We start from the raw sequence: 26,334 nt of genomic DNA on the forward strand, positions 1-26,334 counted from the left end.
CACATACGAAGCGGTTTTTAGAAAAAAATTCACTATGACGGGAGAAATCCTAACATAATGGATTGGAGATGATTCGGCGGCTGGCGCCCCAAGCAGGACCTTCCTTGATTCCAAACCGGAAAAGGGGAAGTTGGGGCCGTCAGGAGAAACGCTTGTGTTCATCGGCCAAAGAACAGCAGAGTAGGGTCCAGAAGTTGCCGGATGCGAACCACCCTCTTTCCTCCGGCGGCAGGACCGCAAGCTTTGTTAGAACTGTTCGGAAGAGTGGGTGCAACGCTCCGAAGGACATTTCCTCCCATACACCTCTTGAGTGCCGGTTTCGGACCCGACGCAAATGCCCCCTAGCATACGCGTACGGAAGTCCGGATCGGTCTTTTTTTGTACGGATTTCTGCCAAAACGTTTGCAAGGTTAAAATAGTGTTATCCGGACACGATATTTTGAAAGATTTTAGCGGGGAAACTCAGTATAATGCTAATAGAAATGCGGTTTGCCTTATCTCTACATATGAAAGCGCTGCAAAGGCGCGTTTAGAACACCGAGGGTTTGCTCTGAAGGAGGGTCCCGCTTTGATTAAAGTGCTGATTGTGGATGACGAACCCAAAGTTCGGGAAGGGCTGAAGGTGATCATTCCCTGGGAGGAATGCGGTTTTACCGTTGCAGGAACCGCCTCGAACGGACTTGAGGCTATAGATAAATATGAAGAAATCAAACCGGGGCTTGTTGTTGCCGACATCCGGATGCCGGGCATGGACGGCCTGCAGCTGATTCAAACCCTGAGGGAGAAGGATAGCCGGCTGCACATCTTGATCTTAAGCGGATATGCGGACTTTGATTATGCCAAAAAAGCGATTGCCCACCGGGCGGACGGTTATTTGCTGAAGCCGGTAGACGAGGAAGAAATGGTCTCTTATCTCGAGAAAATCCGGGAGGATCACCAGCATAACCACGAGAAGCAGCAGTGGGACGATGTATCGGAGAAATGGAACCGGGATATCTTTGTGCAATCCCTGCTGACGAAGCAGGGCGAGATGGAGAAAACCGCTTTGGAGGCGAGGGCCGAAAACCTGGGGCTTAATTGGAAAGAATATCAGGTGATGCTGATCGATTTCCATGTCCTTGCCGGCAAAGCCGCCGATATCGGCCTGATTGAGGAAGCCGAGGCGCGGATCAACGATTATTTTGAGCAAACCGGAAAGGGATGGTCTTTTTCCATTCATTTTCAAACCGGAATTTTGCTGAAAACGTCCGTGCTTGGGGAACAGATGCGCAAGCAGCTTTATCATGAAATTTCTTCTGTGCTTGAAGGCAGCGGCGTAGAGGCGACGATAGCGCTGGGGCCGCTGGTCCGTTCTCTCCATGAGGTGACGGGATCCTATGAAGCGGCGCGGGAGCTGCTAAAGCATTCGTTTTTCGCGGAGGAAAACGGAATATTAAGTCTGGAAAATGGAAGTCTGTCTCCTGTGAGCCGGGGGGAGTCCGCCAAAGGATCTGAAGGACATGAAGAGCCCGAAGGGCTTGAAGACAAGCTTTATTACGCGATGGATATCGGCAACAAACCGGCGATCGGCCCGCTGATCCGCGCGGCGGGGGGATGGCTGGAGGTCTCGGGGGCTTCGGAAGCGGAGGTCAAACGTTATTTTGCCGAACTGCTGAGCAGCTTGCTGTCCCGGCTGTCTTTAAGTCATTCCGTCCTTGGCAGCTGCCTGAAGGATTATATGGACCGGATCGCTTTGGTTTACCAGCAGCGCAATCTTCAAGGACTTTACCGGCATGTGGATGAATTGTTAAACCAGGTCATGGAACCGCTCGGCAGCCGTTCGCAGGGGCAGGATATCAAAGCGCTGCTGGATTTTATCCACCGCAATTTCAGCGACAACCTTAAGCTGGAAACTTTAGCGGGCGTTTTTAATTACAACACGGCATACCTGGGGAAGATGTTCAAAAACGCCACAGGCGAATATTTTAACACCTATCTCGACAAGGTCCGGATCGAGCATGCCAAACAATATTTGCAGCAAGGAATGAAGGTGTATCAAGTGGCCGAAAAAGTCGGCTACACGAACGTGGATTATTTCCACAGCAAATTCCGCAAATACGTAGGCACCTCGCCTTCTTCGTACCGCAAAAACGGGGAGTCGCAGGAGGGCGGTCAAGTTTGACGCTTTAGGAATGGCCAGAGATCTTTGATCCCTTCCTTGGATCTGGATAAAGAGAATGCTAATTTGTTGGAAATCAAGATAGGAAAAAATGAAAAGCGCAGCTTCCCTTGGGGGACTGCGCTTTTTGCCGTGGAGAAAAAGCAATCTGGTTTTACGTTTTTTTTACAAAGTTTTAACGAAGAGTTGTATAAACGTCCGGACGTCTCTTGTATGCTTGTGTATCGCCCTTCTCTCAAAAGGCGGAACAGCATGCAAATGATTCCTCTATTGCGAAAGGAGCAGATAATTTTACATTTATTTTACGAAAAAATAACGAAAAGTTGTATAAACTGCCGAACTGTCTCTTGTATGCTGGCGTAATGCCCTTTTTCTCAAGGGGCGAATAGAACGGAATACGATTTATCTATCGCGAAAGGAGCGGATCCCATGCAATCCAAGCTGTTTTTCTTTGATTTTGATGACACGCTTTATAGTCACCGGATCAAAAGCGTGCCGAAGAGTACCCGCGAAGCGATCGCTAGGCTGCGGTCCCTCGGCCACAGGGTGGTGATCGCAACGGGAAGAGGACCGGAGTCGATGGCTTTTATTCAGGAGCAACTGGTTCTTCCCTGCGAAACCATAACCTTTCTGAATGGCCAGCTTGTCTTTCACCAGGGCCGGAAAGTGTTTGAACGATTTATACAACTGCCGTCCGTCGGATCGATGATGGAAAAAGCGAGAACCCATGGTTTTGCTTATGGAGGGCACTGCGAGCACGGTGAGATTGTAGACCATGTGAACGAGCGGGTGCAAGCTGTCTGGAGCGATTTCAGCTCCCCGCTGCCGAAGGAAATGGCCCGGTTCGAGGCTAGCTATCCTTTATATCAGGCGCATCTTTATATCACAAAAGAGGAAGCGCGATATATGGGGGAATATTTAGACGATTATTTAACGAATTGGTCCCATGAATATTTAGTTAACCTGATCTCGAAACAGGCAGGCAAATCACAGGCTATCCGCTGGCTTATGGCTGAAGCCGGAATCCCGCAAGAGCATTCGTTTGCGTTCGGGGACGGCTTTAACGATGTGGATATGCTGCTAGCTGTCGGTCATGGAATTGCGATGGGCAACGCAACCGACGAATTAAAGTCGGTAGCGGAATTGGTGACCGGGAGCGCCGATGAGGACGGAATCTGGAAGGCGCTGCATGATTACAAAATCATCTGACGTCCGGCTACTTAATAAAGACTGAAATGGATGGATAGACGTTGGAACTTTTTATAGGCTTAGATACTCCGCCAGCTATTAAAAGGGAGTTGGAACGGGTGCAAAATCAGCTGCGGTTGTTTGATCCCAAGGGTGCATATGAACCTGCCGGAAATTTCCATCTCACCTTGCGTTACATCGGTGAATCACCGGAGGTCAGGGCGATTGTCGAAAGAATGGAGCAGATCGAATGCGAGGGGTTCAGCTTGACCCTTCACGAACTGGGGTTGTTCGAGCATTCGGACCGGAACGTAGTATGGAGCAATGTACAAGAGGAACCTCGCCTGCAAGCTTTGCAGCTGGAAGTCGATCGCAGGTTATCCGATATGGGTATCGGAACGGCGAGTTTCTTGTTCAACCCTCACATTTCTCTTGCTTTTCACTGCCGCTCCGACATTTCGGATGCGTTCCCTTCCTGCACGATCTCTCCCTTGTCCTTCAAAGTGTGCGGGTTCCATTTGTATGAAGTGGAGCATACACAGGAGGGCCAGCGGTTTCGCAAGCTAAGAGATTTCAAACTAAGGGAGTGACGGAGACAACATGGTGACCAAGACCGTATCGATTATCGGAATCAACGACTTTCATGCTGAACTTTTCGAGACCGGCCATGCACTCGGCTCTGCCAAGCTGTGCACCCTTGTTGAGCGTCAGAAGCTGGACAATCCTCACACAATCGTTGTCTTCGGAGGAGATAACTTCAAAGGCGACCCTATGTCGGAAGAACTGTCGGGCGAGCCGGTTGCCTATCTGATGAAAAAGCTGGGAACAAAGGTTTCGGCTGTGGGCAACCATGAATTCGAATACGGGCTGAAGGCGCTTGGAAACTGGTCGGCGCAAGGAGCCTTCACGTTTGTTGCCGCGAATGTCCTGGACAGCAGGACCGGCGAGATTGCTTCGGGCTTCAGGCCTTATGTCATGGTGGAGGAAGCCGGCACCAAGATTGCACTGCTGGGTTTGTCTACCCGGGAGAGGCTGGACCGCCATGGATACGAGCAGGATGTGCGTATTCTGGAAATTGCGGACGGGGCTCGTGAAGCAAGGAAATGGGTGGATTACTTAAACAGAGGGGCTGACCCGCTGGGCAAACCGGATGCGATCATAGCGTTGACGCATTTTGGTCTTCGGTATACGGCGGATCATTCAGGGTTTGTTGGCGAAGAGGTCCTGGAGCTTTGCCGGCAGGTTCCCGAGCTGGCGGGGGTATTTACCGCCCACTGGCACCAGTTCATAAGCGCGGAAATTTATGGCGTCCCCGTTGTTCAAGGAGGCAGCCATGGCCGAGGGTTTGCCAGGCTGGCAATTGAATTTTCCCGCGATAATCGGGTCAGCAAGGTCATCCCTGATTATTTGGATGCCGGCGGGACAGCTGGCGAAATAACTCCGGACCCTGTGATACAGGAAAAACTGGAAGAATACAAAAGACGTACGGAGCGTACGCTGGGTGCTGTCATCGGACGGCTGGAGCAGGAGATTGTGCACAAATCTCCGATCACGGCTGAGGTAGACATGGAAGGAACGCCGCTGACGAGACTCGTGACCGGCGTCATGCGAGAACAAACGTGCTGCCTTGTCGCACTTATTTATTCAGGCCGCATGGGTCCGGGGCTTGCGGCAGGCGAAGTGACGTTGTACGAGCTCCGCAAGCTGTTTTATTTCAACGACGAGATCGTCACGATGAAGCTAAGAGGCGAGGACTTGATCCGAAATATCGAAAACGGCATCAGCACGCTGAGCATTGAGCGGGCTTCGCCTATTGCGATTAGCGGGCTTAAGGTTACGGCCGATTATGACAAACCGTTTGGTGCACGAATCGAATCCGTCCTGCTGGAGAATGGCCAGCCGCTGGAGCCGGACCGTTATTATGAAATCGCCGTCGATGAATTCCTGGATTCTAACGAGATGGGTTATGATTTCTCGTCGGGCATTGACCGACGATACACAGGTATTTTTTTACGTGACCGCACCATTCAAACCATTCGGGAACAGGGCGGAATGTCCGCCGAACTTCCGGAATCCATCCTAGTGAAAAACAAAAAGGAGATCAATTTCGGCTATGTTCAAACAGAAGCGAAGTTCCTCTAAAACGCGTTACGACCATTCGGCTTATGTCTATCTGCTTCCGGCATTGCTGCTGCTTGGAGTCTTCACGGTTTATCCCGTTCTGCATACGTTTATTACCTCTTTCAAGCTGGGCTACCGGTTTCTTACGGGGGATTATACGGGTTATGGCATCAAGCAATATGTGGATGTCGCAAATGATCCGACATTCGGTAAAGCGCTCATCAATACGCTGTTTATCGCTTTCGTCTGCGTCCCTTGCTCGATGCTTGTTTCTCTTGCTTTGGCGCTTGCTCTGAATTCAATCAGACGGCTCAGAGGAGGATTCCTGACGATCTTTTATCTTCCTCAGGTCACGAACGTGATTGCTGCAGGCATGGTTTTTGCTTATATTTTCGACACGCATTTTGGGCTTATGAATTCCATCCTTGGATGGTTTGGGATGAAGCCGGTCGCCTGGATCAGCGGGGAAGGGATTTTAGGCTCGCAGCATCGGTACAATGAAGCTTATATGCGCAGCCTGTTCGTCTTATTTCTCTACAGCGTGTGGGATGGATTGTCCCTCCATATCCTGTTGTTTCTCAGCGGACTTCAAAACATCGACCGCTCGTATTACGAGGCGGCGAGCCTGGACGGCGTAAGCAGATGGACCGTTATCCGCAAAATCACGCTGCCGCTGCTGTCGCCTACCACCATCTTCGTTTTCGTTACGTCCGTTATTTTTGCCTTCCGCTCATATGCCAGCGTGATTGCTCTGTTTGGCGGTTCCTACAGGCCGCCGGGGGACAACTCCAAAATGATGATTACGCTGGTCGGGTATATTATGGATGCTTTGGGCGATTATTTGACGCCGGGGGCTGTAAGCAGCGCCAGTGCCGCCTCTGTTATTTTAATGGTGATGGTCATGATCGTTGTATATCTGCAATTAAAATGGACGAAAGGGAAGGTATTCTACCAGTGAGGACTACATCAAGGTTTGGTCAGGCGCTGCTTTACCTGTTTTTGATCCTTTCCGCCGTGCTGGTGCTGGTTCCGTTTTATTGGATGATCAGTACGTCCCTGAAATCGTCGGCAGAGGTCAATCTGTCGCCTCCGACGTTATTCCCGGCGCATTTTCGTCTGCGTAATTACATGGATGCCCTGGTTCAGGCCCCTTTGCTTACTTATCTGCTTAACAACTTGATTGCCGGAATGGCTACGGTAACCGTCAGCACGGCTGTTTCGGTTCTGTCGGCCTTTGCGTTTGCCCGGCTTCGTTTTCGCGGGAAACATGCGTTATTTTTCCTTGTGCTTGCGACGATGATGATTCCGCAGGAAATGCTGATCATCACCAATTTCCAGACGATTGCGCACTGGGGATGGATGAATACCTGGCAGGCCCTGGTCGTGCCTTATTGGGTGAATCCCTTCAATATTTATCTGCTTCGGCAAACGTTCCTGCAGGTTCCGGATGAGTTGTATCAGGCTTCCAAGGTAGATGGATTAACCAACTTCCGTTACTTGTGGAGTGTTGTGCTGCCACTATCTTGTTCGGCTGTGGCAACGTCCCTGATCCTGTCCATGATCTTGATCTGGCAGACCTATGCATGGCCGAATTTGGTTACGACGAAGGACAGCTTGAGACTCGTTTCCAACGGTTTGCAGAATGCCTTTACCAATAGCGTAGGAACGGTAGCCTATGAATTGCAGATGTCTGCGGCAGTGCTGGTAACGCTTCCTTTGGTGATTATGTTTCTCTTCTTAAGGAAACAAATTTTCACGGGGATGGCCCGTGGGGGAATCAAGGGTTAATGCGTTATTAATTCTTAGAGCTAAATTCGGTGAGGCTCGATGCCCTCGATGCCACCACCCTCTTAATAATCCAATTGCTAAGGGAGAGGTAATATAAATGAAGAAAATCTTGTTGTCCATTTTAATTGTTCTGTTATTGCTTCCGCTCACTGCTTGCGGCAAACGAATTGCCGAAACCGGAAATTCCGGCGGCCAATCTGCGCAGGCTGGAAACGGAGCGGTTTCTTCGCAGGATCAAGGCGCCTTGGAAGCAGCCGTTCAAAGCGTCCTGACCGATAAGAAAACGGTGAACATTTCGTTCTGGACGGGAACCGGCACGTCGAATTTTCCTGTGCTTCAGAAAATGGTCGGCGCTTTTCAAGCCAAATATCCGAATATCAAGGTGGAATTCTCCAACCAGGGAGCCGTCGGCGAACTGACGGACAAGCTGACCCAAAACATCGTTTCCAAGTCAACGCCAACCTTGTCCAATATCGATGCCGCAACCTTTCCCGAATATATCAAAAGCGATGCCATTGTCGATCTGATGCCGTACTATCAGAATAAGGAAATTGGACTGTCAAGCAGCAGCGATGGACTCTTTTCATATTATTTGGACGAAGTAAAAAGTTTGGGTCCGGAAGGCACGATGTTCGGTTTTCCAACCAACAAAAAGACGTCGGACGTACTGATTTATAATAAAACCTATTTTGACGGCAAAGGCTGGCAGGCGCCCGAAACGTGGGATGAAGTCGCAGCTGACGCTAAAACCATCAAGGAGGAAACGGGCAAACCGGGTTTCAGCTTCGATAATGCGTACGGGGACGCCCCGTTTAATCTGCTGTCCAGACAATGGGGGAGTCCTTATATCCAAGAGGATGGAACGATTGATATCGACAATGACGCCAGCCGGGATTCTCTTACCTTTTATAAGGAAAATATGGACAAGGGTTATTTCACGATGCCTGAGCTGCTGCCCAGCACGGCGGGGAAAAAGTACAGCAGCAACGCTTTTGTAAATGAAGAGACCTATATGTTTATCGGGGCTGCCGCAGGCGCGCAGTATGCCGTGCCTAAACCCGAAGCCGGTCAAAAAAGCTTTGAAGTAGGCGTGGCGCCGGTACCCCAAAAAGACCCTGACCATCCGGTCAGCTTCTCAAAGGGAGAAGACTATGTCATCTTTGCCAATGCCACTGAAGAAGAGCGGGTTGCCGCGTGGCTGCTCCTCTCTTTCTTGACGGAGGCCGAGCCAAATGTGGAATGGCTTACAGCTACGGGGAATCTGCCAGTCAGCCAAGCGATGCTGGATGAACCGGCGTATAAGCAGTTTCTGGCCGCGGGGCCAAGCAGCGATCCAGCGTATTATCGGGCTGCTGCGGTCAATGCCGTGCTGGCGTCCGGCAACCTGGACTTTAACCGGGTCATTTCGCAATCCGGCAAGCTGTCCCAGGCGATTGGAGACATGTGGGAGGCGATCATGATCGGAGGCGGGGATGTTAACCAGCAGCTGCAGGCTGCGCAGGCTAAAGCTCAGCAATAGCTCCGCGGGTTCCTTTTCGGCTGAATTCGTGCAAAAGGAAATAAGCTTAATTAAAAAAGGGCATTCCGGAATCATACTCCGGAATGCCCTTTTCACCGCTGTTTGCAAAATCAACTGCCCGTGGATTCGCCCCCGCCATTAGCCAGAACGGGTTTGTAATCCGCAGAAATATAGGTGCTTACTTTGATTTCCGTAATGACCTGAGGGACGATCGCATCCGCGTTTGGTCGGCCGACTTCCGTATAAATGACGGCCTGGTCGCCGTCAAACACGATAGAGGCGATCTTGAGCGAATAACCCGGCGTTGGGGCCTGGGCTGTAATGGTGACCTCGTTGACTTTATCACTGATTTTACTCGTGCTGAGACTGTAGCCGCTTAACGGATCGTTAGCCGGAATGAGCGGGTGGGACATTCCCGGCGCGGGAGGATCCGCAGGAATCAGCGGGTGGGACATTCTTGGCGGATCCGCAGGAATGAGCGGATGGGACATCCCTGGAGCAAGGTCGTCTTGACCTTGGCCCTTCATTTTTTTCACGAATTGAATGCCGTCATACAGCCAGCCGGCTGCCGTACTGCGGGTGACCGCCTGTTTAGGCTGGAAATTGCCATCCTTGTCCAGCAGATTGATCCGGATGTTGATGAGGTTCTGGACATTACCGGCATAGTCCGGATTCAGCTGGTCGCCATCCTTGATTTCGGTGTAAATCAGGATCGTCGGGTAGTTTCCGGTCGAATTGATGGCTTCGGACAGCAGATGGGCAAACACCTCGCGGCTCATCGGCGCGTTGGGGTCGACGTCTGAAGGAAGGGTAAGCCCGTTAGCCGCAGCAATTCTAAACGCGTTGTAGTACCAGGCTCCGACTCTGAACTTGCCGGACAAGCTCCCCGTTTGGGCCGCGGGCGAATCTTCCTTCGGAATCGTCAGTTGAAAGCCGTTGACGATGGCAGACACCCCGGCGGCATAGGTCATGGCGCCTTGGGGATCAAACTTGCCGTCAGGCAGGCCGCTGAGTACCTGGTCATTTTTAAGGGCTTCGATTTTATCGGCATTCACGTCGGATTGCGTATCCGAGAAAGCCCATGCCGGCATGGCCGCCGTGCTCAGGAGCAGCAGCGTCAGCAGTAGCGTGCGAACGGATTTTTTCATGGTTGAGGTCACTCCTTGGCTATTATTGGTATCTTTATGGACGGTCTTTCCACGCGGAAGGTTGCAATCGGCGGTTAAAAAAATCGGAGCCGCCGGCCGGAACCGGGCCGGGAGGCGCGACTTATAAACTTTCGATTTCCCCGCGGCGGAAAGCGGAAGGAGAACATTTCATCATTTTGCGGAACACGCGGATGAAGTAGCTGATGTTATCGAAACCGACCTCAAGGGCAATGTCGGAAATTTTGCGTTCGGATTGGGTCAGCAAACCGGCCGCCTGGCGGATCCGGTAGCTGTTGATATAATCCACCGGCGTTTGCCCGGTCATCGATTTGAAGAAACGGCAGAACTGCCCTTCGCTCATCGGAATCAGTTCGGCCAGGTCCTTCAGCCGGATCGGCCTGTCATATTCCCGCTGAATAAACAGCAGCACCTTTTTCAGCCGCTCCATCCGCGTATAGGCGCCGGAATTGCTGACGCTCCGGTCGCAGGCGATGCCTTCGGCCGCGATTTCATGCAGCATCAGGAGCAGATGCCCCTTGACAGCCGCCTCAAAGCCGGAGCTTTGTTTTTGGCAAAGGTTCAACATCGCCTCCAGATGCTCCAGCAGGCGGGCTTCCGCCGCCGTTGTCCGGCTCATCAGCCGTGGAAAGGAAGCCTTGCGCTCCTGAAAAGGCAGGATGGTCGCGTTTTGCACGGCATCATAATTGGCGCTGCTCAGCAGCTGCTGGCCGAAGACCAGCGCAAAAAAACGGCAGCCCTCCGTGCCGTGCGCGTGGCCCGCATGGATGTCCCCGCCGTCGATAAATACGGCTTCGCCCGCCTGAACAGGGAACAGCTCCTCATCCACCTGAAACATGACGTTGCCTTCCAGGACATAAAAAAATTCCGCTTCGTCATGCCAGTGGCAGTCCACGACATGCTCGCCGGGGCCGTATTCCATTAAATAAGCGCCAAACGGCCGCAAATGTTCGCCGTGTACGCGGCTTTCCTTGAGCATCTGTTTCAATGCCTGCTCCAATCCGATCACCTCGTCAAAATCGTGTTATTAGATCATCCAATTATGTTAGTTTTTTTAATTATCGATCAGTATAATGCTAGTATAGCGCTTACAAAACCATTTGTAAAAGTTCAAAGAAAAGGTTGTGTGATCAGGATGAAATTTACGGACGGCAACTGGCTGATTCGCGAAGGTTTTACGATTATTCCGGCGGTACAGCTTTATGAGGTGGAGCGGGAAGGCAGCTCTTTGAACGCTTATGTCTCGGCGACCCCGCTGACCGGCCGCTCAGATACGATTAACGGCGTTTTGCTCACTGCCCAATTTCATGCTCCGGCTCCGGGCGTGATCGGCGTGAAATGGATCCATTTCGACGGCGTGCGGGATACCGGTCCTCATTTCGAGCTCAGCGCGGCGGACGACAGCCATGCCGTGATTACGGAGACGGAAGAGGAAGCCGTATTGACCAGCGGCGGCCTTAGCGTTCGCATCAGCAAGGGCGCTCATTTTTCTTTTGCTTTCTATAGAGGCGAAGAACGGATTACGGCCAGCGGCTTTAAAGCCGGCGCCCATGTGTTGGACTCCGCAGGCAACGTATATATGCGCGAAGAGCTTGACCTTGCGGTGGGCGAATACGTTTACGGCCTCGGCGAACGTTTTACGGCTTTCCAGAAAAACGGTCAGGTCGTAGATATTTGGAACAAAGACGGCGGCACCAGCTCCGAGCAGGCCTATAAAAACATTCCTTTTTACGTTACCAATAAAGGCTACGGGGTATTCGTCAACGATCCCGGCGGCGTATCCTTCGAGGTTGCTTCCGAGAAAGTCAAAAAAGTGCAGTTCAGCGTTCCTGGACAATCGCTTGAATATTACGTGATCGATGGTCCCGACCCGAAAGGCGTGCTGGACAAATATACGGACCTGACCGGCAAACCGGCTTTGCCGCCGGCCTGGACGTTTGGTTTATGGCTGTCTACGTCCTTCACGACCAACTATGACGAAGCGACGGTAAACTCCTTTGTAGACGGCATGGCGGAGCGGGATCTGCCGCTTCACGTATTTCATTTCGACTGCTTCTGGATGCGCGAATTCCATTGGACCGATTTCAAATGGGATGAGCGCGTCTTCCCCGATCCCGCGGGCATGCTGGAGCGTCTGAAAGCCAAAGGCCTGAAAATCTGCGTCTGGATCAATCCGTACATCGCCCAGAAATCCCGTCTGTTCGCGGAAGGCAAAAAGCACGGTTACCTGGTGAAGAAGCCAAACGGCGACGTCTGGCAGGTGAACCTGTGGCAGCCGGGCATGGCGCTGGTTGATTTCACGAATCCGGAGGCTTGCGAGTGGTTCGCCGGATATTTGAGAGAACTGGTAGACATGGGCGTGGACAGCTTCAAAACCGATTTCGGCGAGCGGATTCCGGTGGACGTGGTTTACCATGACGGTTCCGATCCGGAAAAAATGCACAACTACTATACTTATCTCTATAACCAGGTAGTGTTTGAGACGCTGAAAGAGAAACTCGGCGAAGGGGAAGCGGCCGTATTTGCCCGTTCGGCAACAACCGGCGGCCAGAAGTTTCCGGTTCACTGGGGCGGCGACTGCTACGCGGATTACGAGTCGATGGCCGAAAGCCTGCGCGGCGGTTTGTCTCTCGGTCTTGGCGGCTTCGGCTTCTGGAGTCATGACATCGGCGGGTTCGAAAATACGGCGCCTGCTCCTGTGTTCAAACGCTGGCTCCAGTTCGGCCTGCTGTCGAGCCACAGCCGGCTGCACGGCAGCACCTCCTACCGGGTGCCTTGGGCTTATGACGAGGAATCCGTTGAAGTCACCCGCAGGTTTACCAAGCTTAAAGCTGAATTGATGCCTTATCTGTTCGGTAAAGCCGTGGAGGCCTCCAAGCGGGGCGTGCCGTTGATGAGACCGATGCTGCTCGAGTTCCCGGAAGATCCGACGGCGGATCTGCTGGACCGTCAATATATGCTGGGCGACGCTTTGCTGGTGGCTCCGGTGTTCAGCGAAGACGGCCGGGTTGTTTATTATCTGCCGGAAGGACGCTGGACTCATCTCCTGACCGGCAAAACGGCGGAAGGCGGCAAGTGGTACAAAGAAACTTACGACTTCCTGAACCTGCCGTTATGGGTCCGCGAGAATACGATTTTGGCGCGCGGGGCAAACAGCTCGCGTCCGGACTATGATTATGCGGACGGCGTGGAGCTGGCCGTATACGAGCTGCAGGACGGCGCTTCGGCAAGCCGGATCGTGCCTAATACGAAAGGCGAGACGGAATTGTCCGTAACGGCCGAACGTTCCGGTCAAACCTTGACGGTGCGAGCCGAAGGAGCGGGCAAACCGTTCTACGTTTCCGTGCACGGCATCGGAGAAGTGGCTTCCGTGCAGGGCGGGGAGCTGGCGGACGGCAAAGTGAAGGCAGCCGCCTTTAATGGCGAAACGACGCTGACGATCACGTTTAAATAAAGGTCGGCTTGGGACCTTCGGGCAGTTCCGTTCACGGGAACGGCCCGGAGGTTTTCTTTTTCGCTAAGGGAGCAGGCAGTTGTGGTAAAATGTTAGAGACAGGACAAGCGGCACAGATCAAACAGAGTCAAGCCGGAAGTCCATGAAGCCGGAAAAGTGTAAGCGCTTCTAAGAGGGGCAGGTGGCATAGGAATTGTTGGATAAACTGCTGCAAAAAACCAATAACCTGAAGATGAAACACAAACTTCTTGTGTCTTATGTCCTGATCGTCATGATTCCGGTGCTGATCGTCGGCGGCGTCATAACCAACTATTTCAGGCAGCAGACGCTGGAGCGCGCGGTAGAGCAGGCTACCAATAATGTGGAGAAAATTACGATGCAGATGGAGACGATGTTTAAAGTACCGCTTAACGTCTCGGACCTTCTGCTTTTTGATAAAGAACTAAAGACGATCGTCAATACCCGTTATGAGAGCGATCTGCAGTTGACTATCGCTTACCGGAATTTTTCCGCGTTCAAGGATTATAAAACCCAATACAAGGAGATCGCCGGCATTCAGATTTATTTCGATAACCCTACGCTGGTCAATAATCTGGAAATCATCCCTTTAACGTCCTCGGCCAAAAACGCTTATTGGTACAAAAAAGCTATGGGCACCAAAGCGGTTAACTGGCTTTACGTGGAAGGGGAGGAGGACGCCCCGGTCAACCGGCTGTCCCTGGTCCGCCAGGTGTCTTTTCCCGAATATCACACCACCGGGGTGCTGGTGGTCGAGGTCAGCCAGTCGGAACTAAACCGGATGCTGGTTCAGGAGCCTTTTGAAACGGTCGTCGTCGACGAGCAGGGTTACGTGGCCGCGGCCCAAAATCCGGACATGGTCGGCAAAAAGCTGCAGGATATCGGCTTTGACAGTGATTTGAACAGCGAAGCTAAAGGGACTTACCGGAAGGAAATCAACGGCAAAGATTCCTATGTGGTTGTGGATTCCATTTACCCGGATTCGAGCGTAAACGGCTTAAAGGTCATTTCCTTGTTCGAGACGCAAAGCATCGTCAAAGGCGCCAACAAGGTCAGCCTGATCGGGCTGCTGATTGTAGTGCTGGTGCTGCTTGTCGCCCTCTTTTTTGTTTACACGGTGTCCATCTTGACGACCAAACGGCTGCTGGTGCTGAGCCGGCGTTTTAACAAGCTTGCTCTCGGCGATCTGAACGTCGTCTCGCAGATCGACGGCAGCGATGAAATCGGCCAGCTATCCCGGCAGTTCAACTATATGGTGGAAAGCATCAGCCGCCTGATGAACCAGGTCGTGGAAACGACGGAGCAGAACAATCAGCTCGAAATCGCGCAGCGGGAAATCAAGCTGAAGATGATGGCCAGCCAGATTAATCCCCATTTCCTGTTTAATGCCCTGGAATCCATCCGGATGAATGCGTATATAAAAGGGGAAAAGGAACTGGCCAACGTCGTGCGGCTCCTCGGCAAGCTGATGCGCAAAAATCTCGAAATCGGCCGGGAGAAAACGACGCTGCAAAACGAGATGGAGATGGTTTCTTCTTATTTGGAGATTCAAAGATTCCGTTATGAGGACAGGCTGGAATATGAACTGAATGTCGCTCCCGAAACCCGGCTGCTGCGGGTGCCGGCCCTTATCGTTCAGCCTCTGGTGGAGAACGCCGTGGTGCACGGTCTGGAGAACAAGGACGGGACCGTCCGGGTCACCGTTAATCTTGCTATCCGGGATAACGAGCTGAAGGTCAGCGTAGAGGATAACGGAAGCGGAATGACGCCGGAACGGCTGCGGGAGGTGCTTGCTTTCATCTCCGGGCCGGAAGAAGAGAACAACCGGATCGGCCTCCGCAACGTGCATCAGCGCCTGACCTTGTCCTACGGCGAAAGCAGCGGTCTGGTGATAGAAAGCAAATACGGGCATGGAACACGGATGAGTTTTTCGATCCCTCTCTCTTTAGTGTAGGGGCCGAGAAACTCCTTTTTTTTTGAGTCGCAAATCCTCTAATTCTTTCATTTCTCTATTCTTCTAAGCCAACATTTCTCTGATTCTTCAGATCGATCTCTAATTTTTATATGGTTTTTTCTCCAATCTTTCGGGTATTCCCGAAAGCCCTTTCATCCTAGAATAAACCTATAGCAGAGAGGGGGAGTAAAGCAATGGAAACGCTAACAGCCAAAACGGCAGCCATGAGTGAAAGCGTATCCTCTGTGCCAACGGAACGGGAGAAAAGGAAAAAATCAGAATCCAAAGGGTTCCGAAAGCATTCGAATTTACCTGGAAATGAAAGCGCAACCGGCCTCCCGCCGAAGAAACGAAGCGGTTTCTGGCGAACGCTGGTCCAGCAAAAGTATTTGTATCTTATGTCTTTGCCGTTCGTCATCTGGTTGTTTGTTTTTAACTACCTGCCGCTCTGGGGCTGGACGATGGCTTTTCAAAACTACAAACCTGCCAAATCCTTCAGCGAACAGAAGTGGGTGGGTTTCGATAATTTCACAAGATTGTTTCACGACGATCAGTTTTATCTGGTGCTGCGGAACACGCTTGCGATGAGTGTGCTGGGACTGATCTTCGGATTTATCATTCCGATCGTGTTTGCGATCCTGCTTAACGAAATCCGCGGCATGGCCTTCAAACGGGTGACGCAGACCGTTTCTTACCTGCCTCACTTTGTATCCTGGGTTGTCGTGGCCGGAATTATCTCAAATCTGCTTTCGATGGACGGCATCATCAACCAGCTTCTGGTCTGGCTCCACATTATTGATGAACCGATTCAGTTCATGGCTAAGGGAACCTGGTTCTGGGGGATTGTAACCGCTTCCGATGTCTGGAAGGAAACCGGCTGGAACGCCATCATTTATTTGGCCGCCATTACCGGCATCGATAAAGAGCTTTACGAGGCCGCCCGTGTGGACGGGGCCGGACGTTTCCGGCAAATTTGGAATATTACGATTCCGGGCATCCGCTCCACGATTATGGTTCTCTTCATTATGTCGATCGGGCATCTGCTCAGCATCGGCTTCGAGAAACAAATGCTCCTCGGCAACAGTCTCGTAACGGATTATTCGCAGGTGCTCGACCTGTACGCCCTGAATTACGGGATTAAAATCGCCCACTTCTCTTATGGTACGGCGATCAGCATGTTTAACTCGGTCATCAGCATTATCCTGCTCTTTACCGTCAACGGTTTGTTTAAAAAATTCGCGAAAGAAAGCATCATGTAGGAGGTGGGCAGTATGGCAAGCAGCGGCAAGGCATTTAATGCAACCAATGGCGAGCGGACGTTTGACGTGATCAACTACATCCTTCTCGGCCTGGTGCTCGTGGTCACGCTGTATCCGTTCCTGAACGTGCTGGCGATTTCGCTGAACGATTCGACCGACACGGTCCGGGGCGGGATCTACATCTGGCCTAGGGAATTTACGCTGGAAAATTATAAAACGATTTTTGGTTATACCTCACTGGTTCAAGGCTTTAAAATTTCAATCCTGCGGACGGTCATCGGTACCCTGCTTGGATTGATCAGCTCTTCCATGCTGGCTTACACGCTGAGCCGGCCGGATTTCCGAAGCCGCCGCTTCGTATCGGTCTTCCTGGCGATGACGATGTATTTCTCCGGCGGCATGGTTCCGGTCTACATCCTGATGCGCGACCTGCACCTGCTCGGTACCTTCGGCATCTACGTCCTGCCCGGTATGGTCAGCGCGTTTAACGTCTTCGTGATCCGGTCTTTCATCGACGGTCTGCCTTACGCCCTGCAGGAATCGGCCAAACTGGACGGCGCGAATGATTTCGTGATCTACTACAAAATCATTCTTCCGCTGTGCAAGCCGGTGCTGGCTACGATCGCTTTGTTCCTGGCGGTAGGCCAATGGAACTCCTGGTTTGACACATATCTCTACAACGGCAACAAACCTAGCTTGACCACGCTGCAATATGAGCTGATGAAAATTTTGGACAGCACGAATCAGGGCAGCGCGATGACCAATGCCAACGACCTGGCCAACCAGATGGCCAACGTTTCTCCGGAATCGATTAAAATGGCGATCACCATTGTGGTTACGCTTCCGATTCTGATCGTTTATCCTTTCCTGCAGAAATATTTTGTAGGCGGGATGACGCTGGGCGCTGTGAAAGCTTGATAAGCCGAGCGGACAACAGGCCAGGGCTCTAAATGATTAGCTGACAAGCCTTGGCTTCGCAGCGTATTTTGGCAAAGATGAAGCGAACCTGCTCCGGATGGTCAGTTCCGGGGCAAAGCGCTTCAAGCCCCTTTTTTTGAAGGTTTCTTGAAAGCCCTTACTTCCTGGAGGTCACAGGCTAGACCGCCGCGGGTTCGGGTAAAGGCTGTACGCCGAATGGCGGTTTCAACAACGGTATGTCCAGGCCAAGCCTGATATACGATATAGGCTTAATCAATTTTTTGGGGGGAAAGTAGAATGAAATGGAGAAATCCTAAATCTCTCGCGGTTTTGACTCTGGCTGGCGTTCTCCTGCTTAGCGGCTGCGGCGGAGGCAATAACGGCAATGCAAGCAACAACGGTTCTTCGAACAGCGGCAACGCCGCAAGCTCGGCCGACGACACTTCACCGGTTACTTTCAGTTTCTTCGGTGCTGACGTCAGCCCGAACTGGAACAATATGCAGGACGATGTCGGCAAAGAAATTACGGCTAAAACGGGCGTAACGATTAACGCCGAATATGACGTAGGCAGCGGCGGGGGCCAAAGCAAAGTGGCCCTGATGGCGGCGAGCGGCCAATATCCGGACCTGATTTACGCCAAAGGCGAGCTTCCTAAACTTGTGGATGCCGGAGCCGTAATCGACTTGACGGACCTGATCGATAAATACGCGCCACATATCAAAGCATTGATGAAAGACAGCATGAATCGTTTGAAATACAGCAACGATGATCCGGCGATTTATCAAATTCCGACCAACGTCGGCGTTGATAACCAATATTTTGACGCGACAGGCGGCTTTGAGGTCCAGCTCCGCGTCCTTAAAGAACTGGGTTATCCGCAGATCAAAACGCTTGACGACTACGAAAAAGTGCTGAAGGAATACGTAGCCAAACATCCGACGACCGACGGACAGCCCACGATTCCTTTGACGCTGAATGCGGACGACTGGAAAATCATGATCACCGTTACGAACCCTGCGTTCATCGCTACCGGTGCTCCGGATGACGGCGAATATTACGTGAACCCTGAAACCTATGCAGCCATGCTGCACTACAAACGTCCGGAAGAGAAAGAATATTTCCGCTGGCTGAACAAAATGTATAACGAAGGTCTGCTGGATAAAGACACTTTTGTGCAGAAGGACGACCAGTACCAAGCCAAAATTTCCAGCGGCCGCGTCCTTGGCCTGATCTCCCAGGAATGGGAATACCAAAACGCGGAAAACGCTCTGAAAACAGCAGGCAAAAACGATTACACTTACGGGCATTTTCCAGTCCAATTGGACGGCTCGACCCAAGATCACGAGCTGCAATCCGTTGGTCTTGACGGCTACGGCATCGCGATCACGACCGCTTGCAAAGATCCGGTCCGCGCGATCAAATTCATCGACTGGCTGGCGTCCGATGAAGGCCAGGTGCTTAGAAACTGGGGCATTGAAGGTAAACAATATACGGTTGATGCCAACGGCCAGCGCGTAATCCCGCAAGAAATCCAAGACCGAAAAGTGAACGATGCCAATAACTTTGCCAAGGAAACAGGCATCGGCTTGTACAGCGTATTTGGTCCGCACTATGGAGACGGAGTAAAGGATTCCACAGGCAACTACTACACGACAAACTTCCCGGACCAAATCGTTGCCAGCTATTCCGCACCGGAGAAAGAAGCTTTGAAAGCCTATAGCGCAACTACCTGGAAAGATCTGTTCCCTAGCGAAAAAGATCTCCCTGTCAAAGACTGGGGCGCCCTTTATAACATGGCGGTTCCTACAGACGGCGACTACCAGGTGATCTATCAAAAAACGCAGGATATCATCCGCAAACGGATTCCTGAAGCGGTATTGGCCAAACCGGCCGACTTTGACAAAGTGTACGATGCTTTCATCGCGGAGTTGAACAAAGCGGGGGCTGAGAAGATGGAAGCCGAATACACGGAACTTGTTAAGAAAAGAGTAGAGCTCTTTACAGGCAAAGAAGTTCAGTAAGAGCTCGAAAATAGCTCGAGCAAGAATTAAGGCAAAAGATAGAGCTGCAACCGAAAATGACCGCTGTAAAAGCCCGTTCCTCTGGTACGGGCTTTTGCTGCAGGTACTTATTTAGATGGGAGTGGAGAGGATCCCTATGACAGGAACTAACGAATGGAAGCTGCTTTACCGGCAGCCGGCTTCCCGCTGGGAGGAAGCGCTGCCTGTAGGCAACGGACGGCTCGGGGGCATGGTTTATGGAGGAGCCGCAGAAGAAAAAATCGCCCTGAATGAAGACACGCTTTGGTCGGGTTTCCCCCGGGACAATGCCAACTACGAGGCCATCCGGTATTTAAGCGAAGCCAGAGAGTTGATATTTGCAGGAGCCTGCAAACAGGCGGAACGGCTGATTGATCAAAAAATGCTGGGACGCCGCACGGAATCCTACCAGCCTGTCGGACATCTATATTTGCGGCATGCGGAACAAGAAGGCGAACCCGTCGGCGTCGGCCGGGATTATTCGCGAGAGCTGGACCTGGACGGCGGGATCGCGCAGACGATCTACCGGATTGGCGGTCAGCGCTTTAAACGGGAGGTCTTTGCAAGCGCGGCGGATCAGGTGCTGGTCGTCCGTCTGCAAAACGATGAGGGCCGGCCGTTTGATCTGGAAGTCTCTCTGGATTCGCAGCTGTCTTTCGCCTGCCGGGAAGGGGCCGGCGGCCATCTGCTGCTGTCGGGCCGGGCGCCGAGCCATGTGGCGGACAATTATTTGGGGAACCATCCTCAGTCGATCCTTTATGAAGAGGGACTAGGCATGTCCTTTGAAGTGAGGCTGCAGGCCACCGTCAATACCGGAACGGCCGAAGTTAGGCCGGACGGGGTTCTTCGAATTTTCGGGGCTTCGGATCTGACGCTGCTGCTGGCGTCGGAGACCAATTTTGCGGGATACGGAGCGCTGCCGGGAAGCGATCCGGATTGGACGCTGCGGAACGCCGAGACGCTCCGCGCTGCCGTTCAGCTGGGGTATGACCGGCTGCTGGAGCGGCATCTGCACGACCACCGCGGATTGTTCCGCCGGGTGGAGCTGGCGTTGGGTTCCTCTCCGGAAGCGGAACGGCTGCCGACGGACGAACGGCTGGCCCGTTACCGCGAAGGAGGAAGCGATCCTGGCCTTGAGGCGCTGCATTTTCAATTCGGACGTTACCTGCTGATGGGCAGTTCCAGGCCGGGGACGCAGGCCGCCAATCTTCAGGGCATTTGGAATCCCCATGTGCAGCCGCCATGGAACAGCAATTATACGACAAACATCAATACGGAAATGAATTATTGGCCGGCTGAGGTTTGCAACCTGAGCGAATGTCATGAACCTTTGTTTGACCTTATAGGGGACCTAAGTATAACCGGAGCGAGAACGGCTCGCATCCATTATGGGGCACGAGGCTGGACCGCGCACCACAACGTGGATATTTGGCGTTCCTCGGGGCCTTCGGACGGGGAAGCCAGCTGGGCGTTTTGGCCGGTAGGCGGCCTTTGGCTGAGCCGTCATTTGTGGGAGCGTTATTTGTTCCAGCCCGATGAAGATTACTTGCGCAGCACGGCTTTTCCGCTGATGAAGGGGGCGGCGCTGTTCGGGCTGGACTGGCTGGTTGAACGTCCGGACGGACGGCTGACCACCGCGCCTTCGACTTCGCCAGAGAACAAGTTCCTGACCGCTGACGGGGAGACCTGCAGCGTATCCGCCGGAACGGCGATGGACATGGCTTTGATCGCGGAAATTTTTGCCTCCTGCCGGGAAGCGGCGGCCATTCTTGGCGCAAATGAAGAGGAGCTGGAGGAAATCCGGCAGGCCGAAGCGCGGCTGGCCCTCCCGGGAATCGCTCCCGACGGCCGCCTGAGGGAGTGGAGCGAAGATTTTGCCGAATCCGAGCCTGGGCACCGGCATGTATCTCATTTATATGGGCTGTATCCGGGCGAAACCATTACGCCGGAAACCACGCCGGAGCTTGCCCGGGCGGCCCGGCTTTCGCTGGACAGCCGAGTGGCTCAGGGCGGCGGCCATACGGGCTGGAGCTGCGCTTGGCTGATCAACCTGTACGCCCGGCTGAAAGACGGGGAGAAAGCGTACAGCTTTGTCAGAACGCTGTTATCCCGCTCCACGTATCCGAATCTGTTTGACGAACATCCGCCGTTTCAGATTGACGGCAATTTCGGAGGCAGTGCCGGCATAGCCGAGATGCTGCTGCAAAGCCATGGCGGCAAAATCGAGCTGCTGCCCGCGCTGCCTGAGCGCTGGCAGGAAGGTTTCGTAAAAGGCCTGAAAGCCCGCGGAGGTTATACGGTAGATATGCAATGGACGAGAGGAAAGCTGACGGCAGCTACGATCCGGGCCGCCCAACCCGGCATTTGCCGCCTTCGTTTTGCAGGGGGCGCTGCCGTTACCGAGGCCGTGCTGTCTCCGGAAAATGGAGGCGGGGAAGAAGCTGCCTTGCATGCTGTGGCGTTCACGGAAATAAATCCCGCGGAAACCGAAATAACCGCTGAGAGTGAAACTCCACAAAAAAGGCAAGTGGAGTTTGAGGTTAAGGCCGGCGGTATCTACCGGTTAACGGTTAGCGGTTAACAGTTGATCGTTAACGGACTCACTCACATGTTTGTAGAGACGCAGCAGGGTCATCTAGCAGAGCAGCGGCCCCGGCGGCCAAGTTCACTTTAATGCAACTTGCGGAACTGGTCGGGCGTCATGCCGGTCGCCTTCCGGAAGGTGGCGACAAAATGGCTCGGATCGCGGAAGCCGGTGGCCCCGGCGATCTCGCCGACGGTGCTGTCGCGTCTGCTGACGAGCAGCTCTTTGGCCTTCCGCAGACGGACCTGCAGAAAATAGGCGTAAGGCGAGACGCCGAAGGTTTGCTGAAACAGGCTGCTGAGATACCGGCCGGATACGCCCAAAACCGCGCCGAAATCGGCGAGGCCAATCTCCGGCGAAGCGAGCCGGGCATCCATCCATTTCAGCAGGGGTCGCAGCTTCTCCAGATTCCGGGCGACCGTTTTGTTCTGGTGCAGCCCGCCGAATTTGCTGAGCCTGGCGACAAACCGGTAGGCGTCCGCCGAAGCCTCAAGGCCGAAGGCGTCTTCTCCGGCCTCAAGCCGGGTCAGCATGGCATAAAGCTGGGCGGCGAAATCCGCGCCCGGCTCCCAGCTGAAGAAGGTGGACTCCCGGAGGCCGAACGCGCTGACGATTTCGGCGGCCGCAGGACCGCCGAACGTAAGATAAAGCGTTCTCCACGGAGTTTCTTCGGCGCGGTAGGCATGCGCGGCGTTGGGAAACAGCAGCATGCCGCTGTCCCCGGGTAAAACGTAATCATGCCCATCAAGGGTAAGCACGCCTTCTCCTTCTAGCGTTTGGATCCAATGATACAGAGGATACCCTTCGGGCCGGGCAATCGGTTCCTGGTCGGGGTTGATCCCCACGCTTTCCACCTGGAGCGGGAGCATCTGTTCCCCGGCCGGGGTAAACACGAAACGGCGGAGGGTCTGGACTTCGATATGTTCCATATTCTTATATCAAATCTCCATTATCTTATATTTAATGCTGATGTAAGCGGTATTACAATGATAACATAATTATATGTTAAAGGATGTGCAGTGCAAAATGATCAATTCCAAACTGCCAAAAATTTGGTACGGCGGCGACTATAATCCCGAGCAATGGGAGCCTGAAGTGTGGAAGGAAGACGAAAGAATGTTTAAGCTGGCGGATATTGACGTCGCCACGATCAACGTTTTTTCCTGGGCGATTAGCCAGCCGAGCGAAGACGAATATGATTTTGCCTGGCTGGATGAGCAGATGGACCGGCTGTACAAGAGCGGCACTTATGTCTGTCTCGCTACGAGCACAGGCGCTCATCCGGCCTGGATGGCCAGACAATACCCGGATGTGCGGCGGGTGGATAAGGCCGGGAACAAACGGCAGTTCGGCGGGCGCCACAACTCTTGTCCGAATTCCCCGACCTACCGCAAATATTCGGCAGCAATCGCCGGCAAGCTGGCGGAACGCTACAAAGACCATCCTGCCCTGCTGATTTGGCACGTATCAAACGAATACAGCGGCATGTGCTACTGCGAGAACTGCGCGGCGGAGTTCCGCGTATGGCTGCAGAAGAAATACAGCACTCTCGATGCGGTGAACAAAGCCTGGAATACCCGGTTCTGGGGGCATACCTTCTACGATTGGGAGGAAATTGTACCGCCAAGCGAGCTCAGCGAGGAATGGGGACATAACCGGAGCAACTTCCAGGGCATGTCCCTGGATTACCGCCGCTTCATGTCGGAGAGCATTTTGGACTGCTACAGACTGGAGTATGACGCCATTAAGGAGCATACGCCGGACATTCCGGTAACGACCAACCTGATGGGTTTCTATCCGGAGCTGGACTATTTCGAATGGTCTAAATATTTGGACGTAGTGTCCTGGGACAACTACCCGTCGCTGGATACGCCGGTCAGCTATACGGCGATGACGCACGACCTGATGCGCGGACTGAAAAACGGCCAGCCGTTTATGCTGATGGAGCAGACGCCGAGCCAGCAGAACTGGCAGGCTTACAACTCGCTGAAACGTCCGGGCGTCATGCGTCTCTGGAGCTACCAGGCGGTGGCCCGCGGCGCGGATACGGTGTTGTTTTTCCAATTGCGCCGTTCGGTCGGCGCCTGCGAGAAATACCACGGAGCCGTCATTGAACATGTCGGGCATGAAAATACCCGCGTTTTCCGCGAATGCGCGGAGCTCGGCCATGAGCTGAAGCAATTGGGCGACACGCTGCTGGACGCCAGAAGCCGGGCCAAAGTCGGCATCGTCTACGATTGGGAAAACCGCTGGGCCACCGACCTGACGAGCGGTCCGACCGTTGCCCTGGATTATGTAAAAGAAGTGCACAAATTTTATCACGCTTTGTTTGATCTGAACATCCAGGCCGACATGATCGGGGTGGAGGAGGATTTTTCGAAATATGATCTGGTGATCGCACCCGTCATGTATATGGTGAAGGCTGGTTTTGCAGACAAAGTGGAGCGGTTTACGGAAGCCGGGGGCACCTTCGTGACCACCTTCTTCAGCGGGATCGTGAACGAGAACGACATCGTGACATTGGGCGGCTACCCTGGAGAGCTGCGTAAGGTACTCGGCATCTGGGCAGAGGAGATCGACGCGTTATTCCCGGATCAGCGCAACGAAATCGTGATGAAGGAGCAGTGGGGCAGCCTTGAAGGCAGTTATGAATGCGGCCTGCTGTGCGATCTGGTGCATGCGGAAGGAGCAGAGGTGCTGGCGGAATACGGCCAGGATTTCTATCAGGGCATGCCGGTGCTTACCCGCAATAAATTCGGCAAAGGCCAGGCCTATTATGTAGCGAGCAGTCCGGATGAGCCGTTTATGAAAGGCTTCCTGGCGAACCTCTGCGAAGAAGCAGGGATCCAGCCGCTGCTTGCTGCCCCGGAAGGTGTGGAGACGGCCGAACGCAGCAAGGACGGCCGCAGCTTCCTGTTCGTCCTCAACCATAACGCGGAGGATACGGAGCTGGAGCTGGGCGGGAACAAATTTAAAGAGCTGCTCAGCGATGCCGAACTGGAAGGAACAACCACCATCCCGGGCCGGGGCGTGTTGATTTTGGAGCGCCTGTAAGCAGCTGCTTAAACCAAAAACTTCATAAGAAAGCATTTTCATTTATCTGCTCTTCTTATATAGTATTCGTTAAAGAAGCAGGGAAGGAAACCGTCAGCAGGAAAAAGCATTCGCTTTAGCTGGCGGTTTTCTTGTTCTCTAATAAGACGGAGGGGTTTGGCCATGAGGAGCGCAACAAAAGCAGAGCTGACCGAACAGCAGCTGGAGAAGCTGATCGGGGTTGTGTTTGGCGGGAAGACGGTTATACATCATTCCAAGGAGCTGGAGGACGGATGGTTCAACGCAGCTTACCGGATTACCTTGAGTACAGATCGCTACAGAGAAGATGAGAGCAGCGGTAAGGAGAGTGGCTTTGGCCATTCCGGGGGCGAAGGAAGCCGTGAGGATAAGATGGTGATTCTGAAAGTCGGAACGCCGCAGGGCGCACGCTGCATGCGTTACGAACGGAATATGATGAACGCCGAGGTGAAAGCGCTGGTAAAGCTTCGCGAAGCCGGAATTCCGGTTCCGGAAGTCTACGGGTACGATCCGAGCCGAACGCGGGTCCCGAGCGAATATTTCGTAATGGAGTGCCTGGACGGCATGCCGTTTAATCAAGTCAAAGAAGCCCTTGCGGAGCAGCAGGTCAAGCAGGTGCAAAAGGCTTTAGGGAGGATCAACCGGGCGATTAACGGAATTGGCGGTCCTAGATTCGGTTATCTGGCCCTGGAGGAATTCCAAAGTGGGGATTGGGCCGAATGTTTCCTGAAGATGGTTGAAGGATTGCTGCTTGATGCGGAGGATGTGAAATGCGAGCTGCCGGCCGATCCGTTTAGGGAATTTTATTTCCGTTCGAGGCGCTTTTCCGGAAGGATACGGTCCTGCCGCTCAAACACCGGGTGCGGCCAAAAGGAAGCGGATGTACGATATGTATTTAAATCTTATCTTTCATATTGAAGGCGTATTCCGGCAGTACGACAACCAGGATCATCTGGATTGGGCGAAAAATAACCTCTGGAACGACTGGCCGTCGTTCCGCCAAATCATGCAGCAGCCTTAAATGGGCTGCAGACAAAATAAAAGCAGCCGGCAGGAGGGTTCCTGCCGGCTGCCGTTTTTTAAACGATAAAACGG

19 protein-coding genes are annotated in these 26,334 nt (G+C 53.1%); 16 read left to right on the forward strand and 3 right to left on the reverse strand.

What is annotated here, in order from left to right:
• Nucleotides 1-577: 577 nt before the first annotated feature.
• The 7 genes from AC3ZPD_RS12865 (at nt 578) to AC3ZPD_RS12895 (ending at nt 8,774) form a co-directional block, all read left to right on the forward strand.
• Nucleotides 578-2,161, forward strand: a complete 1,584-nt coding sequence (locus tag AC3ZPD_RS12865) for a response regulator (RefSeq protein ID WP_490984884.1) — start codon at nt 578-580, stop codon at nt 2,159-2,161.
• 426 nt (nt 2,162-2,587) lie between these two features.
• Nucleotides 2,588-3,367 carry an HAD family hydrolase gene (locus AC3ZPD_RS12870; RefSeq protein ID WP_490984691.1) on the forward strand — a complete coding sequence of 260 codons (780 nt, stop codon included), beginning with the start codon at nt 2,588-2,590 and terminating at the stop codon, nt 3,365-3,367.
• A gap of 41 nt (nt 3,368-3,408) precedes the next feature.
• Complete coding sequence (gene thpR, locus AC3ZPD_RS12875; protein WP_490984692.1) at nt 3,409-3,936, forward strand: RNA 2',3'-cyclic phosphodiesterase; 528 nt, start codon at nt 3,409-3,411, stop codon at nt 3,934-3,936.
• Nucleotides 3,937-3,946: 10 nt separating this feature from the next.
• On the forward strand, nt 3,947-5,488 hold the full coding sequence (locus tag AC3ZPD_RS12880; RefSeq protein ID WP_490984693.1) for a bifunctional metallophosphatase/5'-nucleotidase: 1,542 nt from the start codon (nt 3,947-3,949) through the stop codon (nt 5,486-5,488).
• On the forward strand, nt 5,460-6,425 hold the full coding sequence (locus tag AC3ZPD_RS12885) for a carbohydrate ABC transporter permease (RefSeq protein ID WP_490984694.1): 966 nt from the start codon (nt 5,460-5,462) through the stop codon (nt 6,423-6,425). The genes AC3ZPD_RS12880 and AC3ZPD_RS12885 overlap by 29 nt, the downstream gene beginning before the upstream one ends.
• Nucleotides 6,422-7,255 carry a carbohydrate ABC transporter permease gene (locus AC3ZPD_RS12890; RefSeq protein ID WP_490984695.1) on the forward strand — a complete coding sequence of 278 codons (834 nt, stop codon included), beginning with the start codon at nt 6,422-6,424 and terminating at the stop codon, nt 7,253-7,255. The genes AC3ZPD_RS12885 and AC3ZPD_RS12890 overlap by 4 nt, the downstream gene beginning before the upstream one ends.
• Nucleotides 7,256-7,352: 97 nt before the next feature.
• Nucleotides 7,353-8,774, forward strand: coding sequence for an ABC transporter substrate-binding protein (locus tag AC3ZPD_RS12895; RefSeq protein ID WP_490984696.1), 1,422 nt, complete (start codon nt 7,353-7,355; stop codon nt 8,772-8,774).
• Between the two features lie 110 nt (nt 8,775-8,884).
• Here AC3ZPD_RS12895 and AC3ZPD_RS12900 read toward each other — a convergent pair whose 3' ends face one another.
• A complete protein-coding gene (locus tag AC3ZPD_RS12900; RefSeq protein WP_490984697.1) occupies nt 8,885-9,922 on the reverse strand; it encodes a protease complex subunit PrcB family protein in 1,038 nt (345 codons plus the stop codon).
• A gap of 121 nt (nt 9,923-10,043) precedes the next feature.
• Nucleotides 10,044-10,940 (reverse strand): AraC family transcriptional regulator, encoded by an 897-nt coding sequence (locus tag AC3ZPD_RS12905; protein ID WP_490984698.1) that lies wholly within the window; start codon nt 10,938-10,940, stop codon nt 10,044-10,046.
• Nucleotides 10,941-11,075: 135 nt separating this feature from the next.
• Here AC3ZPD_RS12905 and yicI point away from each other — a divergent pair, with 135 nt between their 5' ends.
• From yicI to AC3ZPD_RS12935, 6 genes are all read left to right on the forward strand, one after another.
• A complete protein-coding gene (yicI, locus tag AC3ZPD_RS12910; RefSeq protein ID WP_490984699.1) occupies nt 11,076-13,394 on the forward strand; it encodes an alpha-xylosidase in 2,319 nt (772 codons plus the stop codon).
• Nucleotides 13,395-13,587: 193 nt separating this feature from the next.
• Nucleotides 13,588-15,366 carry a sensor histidine kinase gene (locus AC3ZPD_RS12915; RefSeq protein WP_490984700.1) on the forward strand — a complete coding sequence of 593 codons (1,779 nt, stop codon included), beginning with the start codon at nt 13,588-13,590 and terminating at the stop codon, nt 15,364-15,366.
• A 194-nt stretch (nt 15,367-15,560) separates the two neighbouring features.
• Nucleotides 15,561-16,625, forward strand: coding sequence for an ABC transporter permease (locus AC3ZPD_RS12920; RefSeq protein ID WP_490984701.1), 1,065 nt, complete (start codon nt 15,561-15,563; stop codon nt 16,623-16,625).
• A 12-nt stretch (nt 16,626-16,637) separates the two neighbouring features.
• Entirely contained in the window at nt 16,638-17,543 is a 906-nt protein-coding gene (locus AC3ZPD_RS12925; protein WP_490984702.1) for a carbohydrate ABC transporter permease, read from the forward strand.
• A gap of 297 nt (nt 17,544-17,840) precedes the next feature.
• The gene (locus AC3ZPD_RS12930; RefSeq protein ID WP_490984703.1) at nt 17,841-19,565 is read left to right on the forward strand and encodes an ABC transporter substrate-binding protein; all 1,725 of its coding nucleotides are present in this window, start codon (nt 17,841-17,843) and stop codon (nt 19,563-19,565) included.
• A 136-nt stretch (nt 19,566-19,701) separates the two neighbouring features.
• Nucleotides 19,702-22,164, forward strand: coding sequence for a glycoside hydrolase family 95 protein (locus AC3ZPD_RS12935; protein ID WP_490984704.1), 2,463 nt, complete (start codon nt 19,702-19,704; stop codon nt 22,162-22,164).
• 89 nt (nt 22,165-22,253) lie between these two features.
• On the opposite strand, the gene AC3ZPD_RS12940 is transcribed toward AC3ZPD_RS12935, so the two are convergent.
• Nucleotides 22,254-23,096: a helix-turn-helix transcriptional regulator gene (locus tag AC3ZPD_RS12940; RefSeq protein ID WP_490984705.1), complete on the reverse strand. Its 843-nt coding sequence runs from the start codon at nt 23,094-23,096 to the stop codon at nt 22,254-22,256.
• Nucleotides 23,097-23,193: 97 nt separating this feature from the next.
• On the opposite strand from AC3ZPD_RS12940, the gene AC3ZPD_RS12945 reads away from it, so the two are divergent.
• The 3 genes from AC3ZPD_RS12945 (at nt 23,194) to AC3ZPD_RS12955 (ending at nt 26,260) form a co-directional block, all read left to right on the forward strand.
• Nucleotides 23,194-25,221, forward strand: a complete 2,028-nt coding sequence (locus AC3ZPD_RS12945; RefSeq protein ID WP_490984706.1) for a beta-galactosidase — start codon at nt 23,194-23,196, stop codon at nt 25,219-25,221.
• A gap of 162 nt (nt 25,222-25,383) precedes the next feature.
• Entirely contained in the window at nt 25,384-26,157 is a 774-nt protein-coding gene (locus AC3ZPD_RS12950; RefSeq protein ID WP_490984707.1) for a phosphotransferase family protein, read from the forward strand.
• A complete protein-coding gene (locus AC3ZPD_RS12955; protein WP_490984708.1) occupies nt 26,129-26,260 on the forward strand; it encodes a hypothetical protein in 132 nt (43 codons plus the stop codon). The genes AC3ZPD_RS12950 and AC3ZPD_RS12955 overlap by 29 nt, the downstream gene beginning before the upstream one ends.
• The last annotated feature ends 74 nt before the right edge of the window (nt 26,261-26,334 follow it).

The sequence above is a fragment of the Paenibacillus mobilis genome, from assembly GCF_058267595.1.

Excerpts from the sequence above, each read along its gene's own strand:
- AC3ZPD_RS12935 (WP_490984704.1), top strand. The coding sequence starts at position 19,702 with ATGACAGGAACTAACGAATGGAAGCTGCTTTACCGGCAGCCGGCTTCC.
- AC3ZPD_RS12870 (WP_490984691.1), top strand. The coding sequence starts at position 2,588 with ATGCAATCCAAGCTGTTTTTCTTTGATTTTGATGACACGCTTTATAGT.
- AC3ZPD_RS12930 (WP_490984703.1), top strand. The coding sequence starts at position 17,841 with ATGAAATGGAGAAATCCTAAATCTCTCGCGGTTTTGACTCTGGCTGGC.
- yicI (WP_490984699.1), top strand. The coding sequence starts at position 11,076 with ATGAAATTTACGGACGGCAACTGGCTGATTCGCGAAGGTTTTACGATT.
- AC3ZPD_RS12885 (WP_490984694.1), top strand. The coding sequence starts at position 5,460 with ATGTTCAAACAGAAGCGAAGTTCCTCTAAAACGCGTTACGACCATTCG.
- AC3ZPD_RS12940 (WP_490984705.1), bottom strand. The coding sequence starts at position 23,096 with ATGGAACATATCGAAGTCCAGACCCTCCGCCGTTTCGTGTTTACCCCG.
- AC3ZPD_RS12955 (WP_490984708.1), top strand. The coding sequence starts at position 26,129 with ATGTATTTAAATCTTATCTTTCATATTGAAGGCGTATTCCGGCAGTAC.
- AC3ZPD_RS12895 (WP_490984696.1), top strand. The coding sequence starts at position 7,353 with ATGAAGAAAATCTTGTTGTCCATTTTAATTGTTCTGTTATTGCTTCCG.
- AC3ZPD_RS12900 (WP_490984697.1), bottom strand. The coding sequence starts at position 9,922 with ATGAAAAAATCCGTTCGCACGCTACTGCTGACGCTGCTGCTCCTGAGC.
- AC3ZPD_RS12950 (WP_490984707.1), top strand. The coding sequence starts at position 25,384 with ATGAGGAGCGCAACAAAAGCAGAGCTGACCGAACAGCAGCTGGAGAAG.
- AC3ZPD_RS12945 (WP_490984706.1), top strand. The coding sequence starts at position 23,194 with ATGATCAATTCCAAACTGCCAAAAATTTGGTACGGCGGCGACTATAAT.
- AC3ZPD_RS12880 (WP_490984693.1), top strand. The coding sequence starts at position 3,947 with ATGGTGACCAAGACCGTATCGATTATCGGAATCAACGACTTTCATGCT.
- AC3ZPD_RS12920 (WP_490984701.1), top strand. The coding sequence starts at position 15,561 with ATGGAAACGCTAACAGCCAAAACGGCAGCCATGAGTGAAAGCGTATCC.
- AC3ZPD_RS12925 (WP_490984702.1), top strand. The coding sequence starts at position 16,638 with ATGGCAAGCAGCGGCAAGGCATTTAATGCAACCAATGGCGAGCGGACG.